Genomic DNA, 14302 nt, shown 5'->3' on the forward strand with positions numbered 1-14302 from the left:
GGTCGATGTACAACTCGATACAACTCCGTAGGCTCCCTCTCCCCGAAAAAGAGGGGGGCTGATTGGGGATGCCGAATTACGCCGCTATGAAGGTGATTCACCGAATCCATAATCGACTCGGTCTTTCAGGTCGATGTACAACTCGATACAACTCCGTAGGCTCCCTCTCCCTCCGGGAGAGGGCTGGGGTGAGGGTCCTCGTCTACAGTGAGATTTCCAGCCACTTCACAAGGATCGTGAAGCATGCAAAATCGCCTCACTCTCGCTCAGTTCGCCCGCCAGTTACGCAGCAGCCAAACCGATTGCGAACAATTACTCTGGCAAAAACTTCGTTCACGCCAAGTCGCCAATCTGAAATTCCGCAGGCAGTTTCCATGTCCGCCCTATGTCCTGGATTTTTACTGCGTAGAGCTGAAACTGGCGATTGAGCTGGATGGGGGTCAACACTATGAAATAGCGGGCTTGATCCACGATCAACGTCGGACGCTTTTCCTGGAACGTCAGGGCATTGAAGTTGTGCGATTCAGTAATCTCGAAGTAATGCAGCAGATGGATGATGTACTGGAGCAAATCACAAGAATTGCCGCGAATCGAAAAACACCCTCACCCTCCAAGCGGTCCGACATTTCGGGAGGGCCGGGGTGAGGGTTGTTTTTGATCTTCAAACTGGCTGCAATTTCTGCTCAAACACCGCCACCCCATTCAAATCCCGCAACACCACACTCATCTCCCCGCTCTGCCCTTCGATATTCACCTCGCCAAAGAACTGAAACCCGGCAAATGGTGAAGCGTTCTGCGTCGGCGGTGCCTTCTGGAATACCACTTCCGGGCCGAAGGTCTTGTCCAGCGGATTAGGCCCGAAGCTCCCGGCATTCAGCGGCCCGGCGACAAACTCCCAGAACGGCTCGAAATCCTGAAACGCCGCACGGTCAGGGTGGTAGTGATGCGCCGCGCAGTAATGCACGTCCGCGGTCAGAAACACGAAATTGCGTACCTGTTGCGCGCGCAGGAAACCCAGCAACTCAGCGACTTCCAGCTCCCGCCCCTGAGCCGGGCCGGGATCACCGTTGGCCACGGCCTCCCAGCGCGCCACGCCCGGGCTGACTTCACCGTCGGGCACACCGAGGCCGATCGGCATGTCGGCGGCAATCACCTTCCACTGCGCCTTGGAGTGCTTCAAGCCGCGCTTGAGCCAGTCCAGTTGTTCGCGCCCGAGGAACGGCTTGGCCGCGCCGAGGTTGTCGTCGTTGGCCCCGCGATAACTGCGCATGTCGAGCACGAACACGTCGAGCATCGGCCCGTAGCTGAGCTTGCGATAGATCCGTCCGCCGCCATCGGCCGCCTGCAAACGCATCGGCGAATATTCCAGCCAGGCCTTGCGCGCGCGGCCGACCAGGGTGTGGATATCTTTCTCTTGGTAACGCTCGTCGAGCTGCTTGCCCGGCGACCAATTATTGACCACTTCGTGGTCGTCCCACTGCCAGATCTGCGGGACTTCGGCGTTGAAGCGGCGGATGTTTTCGTCCATCAGGTTGTAGCGGTAGTTGCCGCGATAATCGTCGAGGGTCTGCGCGACTTTGCTCTTGGCTTCGGTGGTGAGGTTGCGCCAGATCCGCCCGCCTTCGGTGGTCAGTTGCGCCGGCACCGGGCCGTCGGCGTAGATGGTGTCGCCGCTGTGGATAAAGAAGTCCGGCAAGCGCAGACGCATGGATTCGTAGATGCGCATGCCGCCGATGTCCGGGTTGATGCCGAAGCCTTGGCCGACGGTGTCACCGCTCCACACAAAACGAATATTGCGCCGCGCCGTCGGTGCGCTGCGCAGGTGGCCGAGCCACGGCTCGCTGGCGACGCCAGTTTGTGCGTCCTTGAAATACACCCGATAGAAAATCGCCTGATCGGCAGGCAGCCCGGTGAGTTCGACACGGGCGGTGAAGTCGGTGCGCGCATCGGCCAGTGCCGAGACTACACGGCGCGGGTGGCGAAACTGGCTGCGAGTGTCCCACTCGACCACCATCCGCGCCGGGCGGTCGCTGCGGCTCCAGATCATCGCGCGGTCGCCTTGCAGGTCGCCGGACTGCACGCCGTCGGTGAGTTGCGGCCGATCCTTGACCGACGCGATCACTGCCGGCGCCAGCCCGGGCATCAGCAGCCCGGCGCCGACCACTTGCATGACCCGACGGCGCCCGAGGTTGAAATCGCTCATGCTGTTCTCCCTGAAAAAAGGAAAACTTAAGCACGCGATGATGAATCCGGCATGACAACACTAACCATTGTGGGAGCGAGCCTGCTCGCGAAAGCGGTGTGTCAGTTAAAGAAATATCGACTGACACGACGCCTTCGCGAGCAAGCCCGCTCCCACAGGGGTGTTGCAGTGTCAGGCGTTGACGGGCTCGACCGCCAGTTCCGCGGCTTCCGGACGCTTGACCGTTGCGTAAACCACCGCCGTCAACAGACTCCCCGCGACAATCGCCAGCAGATACAGCAACGCATGATTGATCGCATTCGGGATCGCCAGCACAAACAAGCCACCGTGCGGCGCCATCAGTTTGCAGCCGAAGTACATCGACAACGCGCCAGTCAACGCACCACCGGCGATGCTTGCCGGAATCACTCGCAGCGGGTCTTTCGCGGCAAACGGAATCGCCCCTTCGGAGATGAAGCACAGCCCCAGCACCAGCGCCGCTTTACCGGCCTCGCGCTCGGTCTGGGCGAACTTGCGGCGGGCGATGAAGGTGGCGATGCCCAGCCCGATTGGCGGCACCATGCCGGCGGCCATGGTCGCGGCCATCGGCGCATAACTCTGCGAAGCCAGCAGCCCCACCGAGAACGCATACGCGGCTTTGTTGATCGGTCCGCCGAGGTCGACGCACATCATGCCGCCGAGCAACACCCCGAGCAAAATCGCGTTGGTGGTGCCCATGCTGTCGAGGAAATGCGTCAGCGCCGCAAGCATGCCGGCAACCGGTTTACCGACAACGTAGATCATCACCAGCCCGGTGAACAGGCTGGCGAACAACGGAATGATCAGAATCGGTTTCAGCGCTTCAAGACTTTGCGGCAACGCGACATAGCGACTGATGGCCTTGGCCGCATAACCGGCGATGAAACCGGCGACGATCCCGCCGATGAAGCCGGCACCCAGCGTACTGGCAAGCAAGCCACCGATCATCCCCGGCGCCAGGCCCGGGCGGTCGGCGATCGAGTAGGCGATGTACCCCGCGAGCAGTGGCACCATCAGCTTGAACGCGGTCTCGCCGCCGATCTGCATCAGCGCCGCCGCCAGCGTGCCCTCTTCCTTGAACGCGGTGATGCCGAAGACGAACGACAAGGCGATCATCAGACCACCGGCCACCACCATCGGCAGCATGAACGACACGCCCGTCAGCAGGTGTTTGTAGACCCCGGTTTTCTCTTGCTTGGCCGGCGCCTTGCTGTCGCTCGCAGTGCTCTCCACCTGCGCTTCGGCGAGGGCTTTTTTCAGGGTCGCTTCGGACTGCTTCAAAGCAATCCCGGTGCCGCAGCGGTAGATTTTCTTGCCGGCAAAACGCTCGGTGGCGACTTCGATGTCGGCCGCCAGCAACACCACGTCAGCCTCGGCAATCGCCGTCGCGCTGAGCGGGGTTTTCGCGCCGACCGAGCCTTGGGTTTCGACGTGCAATTCATAGCCCAGACGCTTGGCCGTTTGCTGCAACGCTTCGGCCGCCATGAAGGTGTGGGCGACGCCGGTCGGGCACGCGGTGATGGCGACGATGCGCGGCGCACGTGGCGCAGCGGCAACCGGTGCGGCATCGCTGGCGAGGTAAACTTCGGCCTCTTGCGCACCACGGCGCAGCACCGCTTCGACATCTTGCAGAGCTTGCGCCGGGGCGATGCGGAACACGCGCTTGCCGCCGAAACGGCGCATGTCGATGTCACCGGTGACCACCAGCAACACCCACTCCGCCGCTTCAATGGTGGCGGCCGACAATTCGCGCTCGGGGTGCGCCGCATCGACCACTTCAACGCTGGTGCTCCAGCCCTGACGCTGGGCCGCTGCATCGAGCAGGCGGGCGCACAGCACACTGGTGACCATGCCGTTCGGGCAGGCCGTGACAATGGCTAGTTTCATGACAAACCCTCTTATTGTTCTGTCAGGGGACGCACGCGCACGCCCTGTTCGAGCTGCGCCAGTTGCGCCGCATCGTTGATGCCGAAACCGATCTGCGTCACCGCCATCGCGGCAATCGCCGTGGCCGTGCGCAGGGTCTGCTCAGGAGTATCGGCACTGAGCAGACCGTGGAGCATGCCGGCCAGCAACGAGTCACCGGCACCCACCGTACTGGCGACCGTGACCTTCGGCGGCGTGGCATGCAGCGCCGCACCGACGCTGAACCAGTTCACCCCGTCGGCACCGTGGGAAATCACCACGTGCTCGATACCTTTGGCGTGCAGGCACGCCGCCGCCTGAGCTTCGGCGGCGTGCGAGACCACATCGCAATCGAGCGCATCGGCGAGTTCTTCGGTGTTCGGCTTGATCAGCCACGGGCGCGCTTCAATCGCCGCACGCAAGGCTTCACCGCTGCTGTCGAGGGCGACTTTCAGACCGAGACCGTTCAGACGTTCGATCAGTTCGCGCAACCACTGCGCGCTGACGCCACGCGGCAGACTGCCGGCGACCACCACCGCGTCATGCCCCGGGGCGATCTGCAGCAGACGCTCGAGCAACGCCTGCTGCGCCGCCGCGTCGACCACCGGCCCCGGGCCGTTGATGTCGGTGATACGCCCGTCATGCTCGGCGACCTTGATGTTGCTGCGCGTCTCCCCCGGCACGCGGATGAACGCGTCGACAAAGCCGCGCTTGGCGAACAAAGTCTCGAAGGCTTGCAGATTGTCTTCTCCGAGAAAGCCGCTGACCGTCAGTTGATGCCCGAGGTCTGCGAGGACCTGAGCGACGTTCACGCCTTTGCCGGCGGCGTGGGTGTGCATCTCGTCGCTGCGGTTGACCTGACCGGCCTCCAGGCGTGGCAGCTCGACCGTGAGGTCCAGCGCCGGGTTAAGGGTCAGGGTGAGAATCTTGGCCATTACAGGGCCTCCACTAATGCACGCACTTCGTTCGCGCTGCCCACGGTGAGGGCTTGTTGAGCAAGGGTTTGCGCTTGGGTCAGGCTGAGTTCGCGGATGCGCGCCTTGACCTCGGCGATGCTGCGGCCGGACACGCTCAGCTCATCGACGCCGAGGCCGACCAGCACCGGCACCGCCAGCGGATCTGCCGCCAGCTCGCCGCACACGCCGACCCATTTGCCATGGGCATGCGCGGCGCGCACGGTGATGTCGATCAACTGCAGCACCGCTGGGTGCAATCCATCGGCCTGAGCTGAAAGCGTCGGGTGACCCCGGTCGATGGCCAGGGTGTATTGCGTCAGGTCGTTGGTGCCGACACTGAAGAAGTCGACTTCCTTGGCCAGCACCGGCGCCAGCAATGCGGCGGACGGTACTTCAATCATGATCCCCAGTTGCAGATCGGCGACCGGGATTTCCAGGCGCAGACGCTCGGTCATGTCGCGGGCCTGACGCCACTCTTCGACGCTGCCGACCATCGGGAACATGATCCGCAGCGGACGGTTATCCGCCGAACGCAGCAAGGCGCGCAATTGCGCTTCCATGATCTGCGGACGCTGCAACGTGAGGCGAATGCCGCGCACGCCGAGGAACGGGTTTTCTTCCTTGGCGATCGGCCAATACGGCAGCGGTTTGTCGCCGCCAACATCAAGGGTGCGCACCACCAGCGGCCGCCCGGCGAGGCCGTCGAGAACGCGACGGTATTCGGCCTCTTGAGTGGCTTCGTCTGGCGCTTGCGGGTGAGCCATGAAAATCAGTTCGGTGCGCAGCAGACCGATGCCTTCGGCGCCCTGCTCGACCGCAGCGCTGACACCGGCGCTTTCACCGATGTTGGCGAACACTTCCACGGCGTGGCCGTCAGTGGTGTGTGCCGGTTGATGGCGTTGTTCGGCGGCAGCCTTGAGACGTTGTTCGCGGGTATCACGTTCTTCGGCGGCGCGTTGCAGGGTCGCGGCATCGGCGTCGACATGCAGGCGACCGCGCTGGCCGTCGAGCAGCAACGGCGTGCCCGGTGCCAGCAGCAGCACCGCAGCGCCAGCTCCGACCAGCGCAGGAATCCCGAGAGCACGGGCGACGATTGCACTGTGCGCGGTGGCGCCGCCGCGCGCGGTGAGAATCCCTGCAACTCGGGCCGGATCGAGCCGCGCCACGTCGGATGGGCCGACTTCGTCCATCACCAGAATGTACGGCTGCTCCGGCTCGTTCGGCGTCTGCACACCGCAGAGTTGCGCCAGTACCCGGCGCCCGATGTCACGCAGGTCCGCCGCCCGCTCGGCGAGCAACGCGTCCTGCAGCGATTCCTGTTGTTTGGCCGCTGCTTCAATCACCGCCATCCACGCCGCTTCGGCGCTTTCGCCTTGTTTGAGGCGGGTGTCGACTTCGTCGGTCAGTTCCGGGTCGTCGAGCATTTCCTGGTGGGTGATAAAGATCTCGCGGATGGCCTTGGCTTTGCTGCGTTCGATCAGGCCCTGGATGTCACGGCGCACATCGCTCAGCGCTTGCTTGAGACGCTCGCGCTCAATGGCCGCGGACTCACCACGCAACGGGTAATCGATAGCCTGCTGCACCTGAATGTGCGCCGGGCCGATGGCGATACCCGGCGCGGCAGGGATCGCCTGCAACTGCGCGCCGGACGCCGGGGCGATCAGCACTTCGGCGATATCAGCGATGACTTCGCGTTGCTGACTCACGGCCGGCAGCGGTTCGACTTCTTCACCGAGGCCTTCTTCGATAGCGGCCAGCAGCGCCGGCAAGGCATCGGCGGCGATGCTCGGTTCGGCGATCAACTCCAGCACCTGTCCACGACGGGCGCCGAGACTCAGCAGCTTGCTCAGGCTTTTTACCGACACGGCGCTGTCCGCGCTGTCGACGATGCGCACGCGGATTTCACCGTCGAAACTCTTCGCCAGTTGCGCAAGAATCTTCGCCGGACGTGCATGCAAACCGTGGGCGTTGGCCAGGGCAATACGTGCGCTCGGCCAATCGGCGGGCAGTTCGCCGCCGAGCACTTCGAGGACTTTGCGGCTGCTGGTGGCGCGGCCCAATTCATGACCGCGCCCTTCGATGAGCAGCGCACACAGACGTTCGAGCAGCGCCTGATGCGCCTCGCCCAGACTGGCCAGACAGAACAGACCGCTGAGCGGCTGCCCGAGGTAACGCATCGGTTTGTCCGGGGTGACGAAGGCCAGGCCCGGGCGCTTCACGGTTTGTTCGCTGTGCAGCCACCACAGGCCGTCACCCAGCGGCAGCGCTTCGACTTGCTGCAACACGCCGGCAAAACCGTTGCTCACACAATCGGCCTGACGCAGCAGACGCGCGCCACGCCAGACCAGTTCTTCGAAATCGTCAGCCGACACGCCGAGGCCGATCATCTGCGCATCCAGCGCCAGTTCCTGCGGCGCACCTTGCAGCAGTTTCAGCAGCGCTTCCGGCGAGCTGGCGCGACGCAGGGCCTGACCCAGATCGGTCTCGCCGAGGGCGCGGGTCAGCAGTTGCAGCAGGCGCAGGTGTTCGTCGGATTTGGCGGCGATGCCGATCGCCAGATAAACGATCTGGCCATCGCCCCAATCCACGCCCTCGGGAAACTGCATCAGCCGCACGCCGGTGGCGAATACCTGATCGCGGGTTTCCGGGGTGCCATGGGGGATGGCGATACCCTGGCCGAGAAAGGTCGAGCCCTGGGCTTCCCGGGCCTGCAATCCAGCGAGGTAGCCATCGGCGACCAGGCCATCGGCCACCAGATGATGGGCAAGCAATTGCAGGGCGGCGGGTTTATCCACAGCCGATTGGCCCATGGATATCTGCTCTATAGTGAGCTCGAGCATGCGATCTCCTTTTTGGCACATGGATGCGCCAGGATATTGTTTTGAATGGTCACAGCTTAGGCGCTGGTCAGCCTGCTTTTCAGCGGCAGTTTTGGCGGTTTCACGGCAGAACCGGCCAAAAGCGTCTAAAACGTAGAAAATACGCCTGCTGAAACGTTTAATCTAGATTGATCGGCACGTTACTCGATAATGTCCCATCCTTGAAGTCCAACTTGTCGGATGCGCTGCGACAATAGTCGTCTGCCCGAATCGGGTAGGATTGGCGAAAATGTTGCGGCAAGCTCGAAAAAACAAGGAAATCCCGGGTTGAAACTCAGTGATATCGCGCGGTTGGCCGGAGTGTCCGTGACCACCGCCAGCTACGTCATCAACGGCAAGGCCGAACAGCAACGCATCAGCAGCGCCACGGTCGAGCGCGTGCGTGCGGTCGTCGAAGAGCACGGCTTCACCCCCAACCCACAAGCGGCCGGGCTGCGCAGTCGGCACACGCGCACGTTGGGCTTTATTCTGCCGGATCTGGAAAACCCCAGTTACGCGCGGATCGCCAAACTGCTGGAGCAAGGTGCGCGGGCGCGTGGCTATCAGTTGCTGATCGCCAGCTCCGACGATGCGCCGGACAGCGAGCGCCAGTTGCTGCAACTGTTCCGCGCCCGCCGGTGCGATGCGCTGATCGTCGCCAGTTGCCTGCCGGCCGGTGACGACAGCTACCGCCAGTTGCAGGCCAAGGGCTTGCCGATCATCGCCATCGACCGGGTCATGGAACCCGAGCACTTCTGCTCGGTGATCAGTGACGACCGCGAAGCCAGCCTGCACTTGACCCAGAGCCTGCTCGATCCGCAACCAAAACAGATCGTGCTGCTCGGTGCGCGTCCGGAGCTGAGCATCAGCCAGGAACGTGCGGCCGGCTTCAAGCAGGCACTGGTCGACTTCAAAGGCGGAGTGCTGATCGAGCACGCCGAGTCCTTCAGCCGTGAATGCGGCAAGCAATTGATGGAAGAACTCCTGCAACGTCTGGGGCATTTGCCGGATGCGCTGGTGACCACGTCCTACGTGCTGTTGCAGGGCGTGTTCGATGCGCTGCATGACTTCCCGCTCAAATCCCGCCCGCTACGTCTGGGCACCTTCGGTGATACGCAGTTGCTGGACTTCCTGCCGCTGCCGGTCAACGCCATGGCCCAGCAGCACCAGTTGATCGCCGACAAGGCGCTGGAACTGGCGCTGGCCGCCGTCGAGCAATCGCAATACAAGCCTGGCGTGCAGGCCATCGCCCGTACCTTCAAGCAGCGTATTCACCGGGACTGAGCCGTGCAGCTGATCGACAGCCACACCCACCTCGACTTCCCCGACTTCGACGCCGATCGCTCGGCGTTGCTCGCCGAAAGCCGCGCCCTCGGGGTGCGGCGGATGGTGGTGCTGGGGGTTTATCAGGGTAACTGGCAGCGGGTGTGGGATCTGGTGCAGCGCGATGCCGACCTGTACGCGGCATTCGGTCTGCACCCGGTGTACCTCGATCAGCATCAACCCGAAGATTTACGCACGCTCGGTGACTGGCTGACGCGGCTGCGCGGCCATCGACAACTGTGTGCGGTGGGCGAGATCGGTCTGGATTACTTCATCGAAACCCTCGACCGTGAACGTCAGCAGGCGCTGTTCGAGGCGCAACTGCAACTGGCAGCGGACTTCGAACTGCCGGCGCTGATCCACGTGCGCCGCAGCCACGCAGCCGTAATCGCCACGCTCAAACGCTTCAAGCTCAAACGCGCCGGGATCATCCACGCCTTCGCCGGCAGCCGTGAAGAAGCTCGGGAATACATCAAACTCGGTTTCAAACTGGGTCTGGGCGGCGCGCCGACCTGGCCGCAGGCGTTGCGTATGCATCGGGTCCTGGCGGATCTGCCGCTGGAGTCGATCGTGCTGGAAACCGACTCCCCGGACATGGCGCCGGCGATGTTTCCCGGAGTACGCAATACCCCTGCGCACTTGCCGGCGATCTGTGCGGCGCTCGCCGAGTTGATGAATATCAGTTCAGAACGACTGGCTGCCGCCAGCACCGCCAACAGTTGCGAAGTGTTCGGTTGGTAATCAGTCGCCGTGGGCCTTGGCCGCCTCGAGGATCAGGGTCATGTGCTGGCGATGATGAACAAAACGCAGCAGCGCGAAGTACACAAAAAGCACGATCAGCGATGCATTCAACTGTTCCGTCACGTTGAGCAGGCCGATCCATTCCATGACCAACGCCACCAGCAGCGCGGTGCACACCGTGACTGACGCGCTGAAGCGCAGCAATCCGAGAGAGTCGAGAGATTTGAAGCGTTTGATCTGCACCGGACAGCGCAACTCCAGGGTTTTCTGGCAGTGATTGCAGGTAAACGGTTCATTGATTGCGATGGCATTGAGTTGCCAGGGTTTAAGCACCTGCGTGGTCTGGCAATGAGCACAACGGCCCTGAACTCCCAGGGTTACAACGGACATTCGCGGCCTCCTCAGCGCAACTAACTGATCAGGGATACTGGCTCAATAATGACGAAAAGCCAGCCGCCGGAAGAAAACAGGAATTGGCTTACAAGCGTAAGCATCAAAGCATTACAAAATGTTCTGACATTACCGCCCTCGTAGGCATTCGCGCTCGATCAGACGCGGAACGCGCTGATCAGCTGTTTCAGTTCCACCACCTGCGCTGACAACGCTCGGCTGGCGTCCTCGGTCTGGTGCGCCCCCTGGGCCGTGCGCTCACCGGCGCGATTGATCTCGACGATGTTCTGATCGATGTCATGGGCCACCGCAGTCTGTTGCTCCACGGCGGCGGCGATCTGCTGGTTCTGATCGACGATCATGCCTACCGCGCCGAGGATGTTTTCCAGCGCCTGCTGGACCTTTTCCGACTGCCCGACCGTGCCATTGGCCATCTGATGGCTAACGCCCATGGCCTTCACCGCAGCGCCCACGCCGCCATGCAGCTTGCTGATCATCTGCTCGATTTCTTCGGTCGATTGCTGGGTGCGTTTGGCCAACGTTCGCACTTCGTCCGCAACCACCGCGAAGCCACGACCCTGCTCTCCGGCGCGGGCCGCTTCGATGGCGGCGTTGAGTGCCAGCAGGTTGGTCTGTTCGGCAATGCTCTTGATCACTTCCAGGACGCGACTGATCGACTGGCTGTCGCTGGCTAGCTGGTTGATCACCAGCACCGATTGATCGATCTCGCTGGCCAGCGCGGCAATGCTGCCCTGCTGCGACGCTACCAGTGTGCGACCGCTGACGGTTTCGTCGTTGACGCTGTGCGCGCTGCTCACCGCTGCCGCCGCGCTGCGTGCAACTTCCAGCGAGGTCGCTGACATCTGGTTCATTGCGGTCGCCACTTGCTCGATCTGCGTGCGCTGCCCGGCCACCGCCTGATTGCTTTGCGCAGACACGTTTTCCACCTGTCCGGCCTGACGCTCGACCTCTGCCACGGTGTGCCCGACCCGCTCGATCAGGTCATGGATCTTCCTCACGGTGCCGTTGAACACCTCACCCAACTCGCCCAGTTCATCACGGCTGTTGGCCTTGAAATTGACCGTCATGTCGCCGGCCGCGACCTTGTCCATCATCGCGCCCAGGCGCTTGAGCGTGGTGCGGGTCGAGGCGTAGAACCCGCCATAGAGATAGAAAATCAGCACGAACACCACCGACAGCGCCACCGCCTGCAACACCATGTGCGTGCGATTTTGCGCCAGGCGTTGCTGCAATTGCGTATCGAGGAATTTCAGGGTCGCTTCGTTGAGCTGGTAGGTCTGGTCCATCAGCCCGGTGACTTGGTCATAAAACGTTTGCCACGGCGTATCAAGGGTCTCGGCCACCACGACTTTCGCTTCAAACAGCTCGCTGGCCTGCTTGAGCGAGGTTTTGCTGCTGTCGGCCGGTGCGCTGAGGCTGGCGCGCGCGGCTTTGCTGGAGTCGAGGGCATCGGCCAGTTTCAGCGCGTATTCGGCCTGGAGCTTTTCGATCTGCGCCAGCAACTCGTCGAAACGGGCGCTCGACGAACTGTTGAGAAAGCCCTGCCCCAACGAATACGAACCGATGGCCCGGCCTTCGCCAAGCGTCTGGGTCACGGCCGGGGTGATGTTGGTGAGCAGTTCGCTGAGCTGGCGGATGTCGCTCTGGTTGTCGCGGCTCAGACCGGCCTGACTGGCGATGATCTGGCTGAAAATCTGCGCGTTGCCGAGCAGCTTGCCGATCATTGCGCTTTTGCTTTGCAGTGAGCTTTCCGCCTGTTGAGCCTTGAACGCGCTGATCATTTCATCGCGTTTGCCGTCGAACACCTTGATCTGCTCAGGATCGTCAGTCATCGCCTGCAGACCTTGCAGGCGCGCCAGCACGGTTTGCTCCAGGCTGCCGATCTGCGACTCAAGATTGTCGGCCTTGCCGGACTGACCGAGGGTGACGTTGATCTGCACCAGATTGTTCAGGGTTTCCAGATCCCGGCGCAGGGTCAGGCTGCTGCCCAGCAGGTCGAGGCTCTGCAATTCGACCCGGGTGCCCTGGAATTCGCGAAAGGAATCGCGCACCAGATAGAAATTGGTCACCAGCATCGGCACCAGGAACAGCACGCTGATCAGGCTGAACTTCATGCCGAAGCTCAGACGGTTCATCAACGAGACGGCGGGATAGAGCAAGCTCTTCACTGGAAGTCTCCCTTGGCTTTTCTTGTTTTTATTGGCAGGCGCGGGGCGACAGCAGATAGCCACTATCGGGCGCTGTCTCTGTATAGCTCAAATCGAGGGGAGGTTTTGTAACTTAAGGTTAACGACTATCTGGGGCAGATCGCTCACCCTGTGGCGAGGGAGCTTGCTCCCGCTCGGCTGCGCAGCAGACGCAAATCGCTTGGACGCGTTGTTTATGATGAACAGCCAGGGCGGCTTCGCCACCCAGCGGGAGCAAGCTCCCTCACCACAATTAACTTTACCGAGGGCTCAGTGAATCAACACTGTCCACAAGGCAAACCCGGCATACCACAACACCGCCGCGCGCAGCAGCAGTTCCCACAGGCAATCGAGGGTGTTGATGCCTTCCGGCCCGACCACCGGCGGCGGGATCTCGCCGGCTGCCAGCCCGACCTTGTTGATCAGTTGCGCGGCGCTGATGTTCCAGTTCAGCAGTTCGTGCAACATCACCCGGCTGACCGCAACAAAGTTGCCGACCAGGGCAAAACTGGCGGCGAGCAAGCGCACCGGCACCCAGTCGAAGGCATGACGTAACTGGCCGGCGCGTTCGGCGAGGGCCGGGTTCTGGCTGTTTTCTTCAGCCAACGCGAGCAAGCGATAAGCCAGCGCCGCCACCGGACCTAGCACGAAATACCAGAAGATCACCGCGAAGAAACTTTGATACGCCTGCCACAACAGATGGCCCTGTACCTGATCCAGCAATTGCTCACCGCTGTCGGCACAAATATCCAGATCCCGCTTGGCCACATGCGCGGCGGCTTGCAGGTCTTCGCGACGCCAGGCGTCACGAAACGGCCCGAGACCGCCGAGCAGATCACCGCGCCCCAGCGCGTAAATCACCACCAGCAAATGCACCGGCAGCGCCAGCAAGCCGTAAGCGACGGGTTCCAGTACCACCAGCAACAAGGCGAGCAGCGCCACCGGCAGCAACACCAGAATTGTCAGCACCAGCCATGGCCGCTTGGCCAGGCGCTCACTGGCTTCGAGTTTGTGCAGTTCGCGGATCCATCCGCCATCGCGTTGAACCCGATGGCGCAGGGCCGAGAATTTCTCGATCCAGACCGCCAGCAGTAACACCAGAAAACTCATTGTCCTTCCTCTTGTGCCAGGGCTGCGCGGTAACGCGCCCAGTCGAATGCCGGGCCAGGATCGGTCTTGCGCCCGGGTGCGATGTCGCTGTGCCCGCAGATACGGGCGCCGGTGATAGCCGGAAATGCTCTTTGCAGCTGACGCGTCAGCGTGATCAACGCCTGATACTGCGCGTCGGTAAAGGGCAGATCATCAGTGCCTTCGAGTTCGATGCCCACGGAAAAATCGTTACAGGTTTCACGGCCTTCGAACATCGACACACCAGCATGCCACGCCCGTTCAAGACAGGAGACAAACTGGGTGACGGTGCCGTCACGTTCAATCAGAAAATGCGCCGAGACGCGCAGGTCAGCAATCCCTGCAAAATAGGGATGCTCGGTGACATCCAGACGATTCTGGAAAAATTCCTGCACCTTGCCGGTGGCGAACTGCGCTGGCGGCAGGCTGATGTTGTGAATGACCAACAGAGAAATTTCGCCCGCAGGGCGTTCATTGAAGTTGGGCGATGGGCAGACCTGCACCCCGTGACACCACCCGCTAGCGGGATCCAACTGCATACCGATTCCTTCAACGCCGACTGTGTTGGCGCCC

11 protein-coding genes and 1 pseudogene are annotated in these 14302 nt (G+C 62.1%); 3 read left to right on the forward strand and 9 right to left on the reverse strand.

All coding sequences use genetic code 11. The features are described 5' to 3' along the window. Positions 1 to 243: 243 nt before the first annotated feature. On the forward strand, positions 244 to 645 hold the full coding sequence (locus NTD85_RS27015; RefSeq protein WP_003221578.1) for an endonuclease domain-containing protein: 402 nt from the start codon (positions 244 to 246) through the stop codon (positions 643 to 645). Between the two features lie 16 nt (positions 646 to 661). On the opposite strand, the gene NTD85_RS27020 is transcribed toward NTD85_RS27015, so the two are convergent. The 4 genes from NTD85_RS27020 to ptsP all read right to left on the reverse strand — a co-directional run bounded on the left by NTD85_RS27020 (position 662) and on the right by ptsP (position 7922). Beyond that, positions 662 to 2203: an alkaline phosphatase D family protein gene (locus tag NTD85_RS27020; protein WP_262143692.1), complete on the reverse strand. Its 1542-nt coding sequence runs from the start codon at positions 2201 to 2203 to the stop codon at positions 662 to 664. Between the two features lie 171 nt (positions 2204 to 2374). Then, a complete protein-coding gene (locus NTD85_RS27025; RefSeq protein ID WP_262143693.1) occupies positions 2375 to 4108 on the reverse strand; it encodes a PTS fructose-like transporter subunit IIB in 1734 nt (577 codons plus the stop codon). 11 nt (positions 4109 to 4119) lie between these two features. Then, on the reverse strand, positions 4120 to 5061 hold the full coding sequence (pfkB, locus tag NTD85_RS27030) for a 1-phosphofructokinase (RefSeq protein WP_262143694.1): 942 nt from the start codon (positions 5059 to 5061) through the stop codon (positions 4120 to 4122). Beyond that, positions 5061 to 7922, reverse strand: coding sequence for a phosphoenolpyruvate--protein phosphotransferase (gene ptsP, locus NTD85_RS27035; RefSeq protein WP_262143695.1), 2862 nt, complete (start codon positions 7920 to 7922; stop codon positions 5061 to 5063). Before ptsP ends, pfkB begins: the two co-directional genes overlap by 1 nt. Before the next feature lie 306 nt (positions 7923 to 8228). On the opposite strand from ptsP, the gene cra reads away from it, so the two are divergent. Both cra and NTD85_RS27045 read left to right on the forward strand, forming a co-directional pair. Then, complete coding sequence (cra, locus tag NTD85_RS27040) at positions 8229 to 9224, forward strand: catabolite repressor/activator (protein WP_262143696.1); 996 nt, start codon at positions 8229 to 8231, stop codon at positions 9222 to 9224. 3 nt (positions 9225 to 9227) lie between these two features. Then, the gene (locus tag NTD85_RS27045; RefSeq protein WP_262143697.1) at positions 9228 to 10004 is read left to right on the forward strand and encodes a TatD family hydrolase; all 777 of its coding nucleotides are present in this window, start codon (positions 9228 to 9230) and stop codon (positions 10002 to 10004) included. Here NTD85_RS27045 and NTD85_RS27050 read toward each other — a convergent pair whose 3' ends face one another. The 5 genes and pseudogenes from NTD85_RS27050 to ampD form a co-directional block, all read right to left on the reverse strand. Continuing rightward, positions 10005 to 10394, reverse strand: coding sequence for a hypothetical protein (locus NTD85_RS27050; protein ID WP_135294939.1), 390 nt, complete (start codon positions 10392 to 10394; stop codon positions 10005 to 10007). 158 nt (positions 10395 to 10552) lie between these two features. After that, on the reverse strand, positions 10553 to 11482 hold the full coding sequence (locus NTD85_RS27885) for a methyl-accepting chemotaxis protein (protein ID WP_400498363.1): 930 nt from the start codon (positions 11480 to 11482) through the stop codon (positions 10553 to 10555). Then, positions 11459 to 12550 (reverse strand): annotated as a pseudogene (locus NTD85_RS27890) (methyl-accepting chemotaxis protein); the annotation flags it as partial. The gene NTD85_RS27885 and the pseudogene NTD85_RS27890, both read right to left, overlap by 24 nt. 321 nt (positions 12551 to 12871) lie before the next feature. Further along, entirely contained in the window at positions 12872 to 13711 is an 840-nt protein-coding gene (ampE, locus tag NTD85_RS27060) for a regulatory signaling modulator protein AmpE (RefSeq protein WP_103486509.1), read from the reverse strand. Further along, positions 13708 to 14268, reverse strand: coding sequence for a 1,6-anhydro-N-acetylmuramyl-L-alanine amidase AmpD (gene ampD, locus NTD85_RS27065; protein WP_262143699.1), 561 nt, complete (start codon positions 14266 to 14268; stop codon positions 13708 to 13710). Before ampD ends, ampE begins: the two co-directional genes overlap by 4 nt. Positions 14269 to 14302: the final 34 nt, after the last annotated feature.

The sequence above is a fragment of the Pseudomonas sp. 13B_3.2_Bac1 genome, assembly GCF_025466205.1.
Taxonomy (GTDB): Bacteria; Pseudomonadota; Gammaproteobacteria; order Pseudomonadales; family Pseudomonadaceae; genus Aquipseudomonas; species Aquipseudomonas fluorescens_H.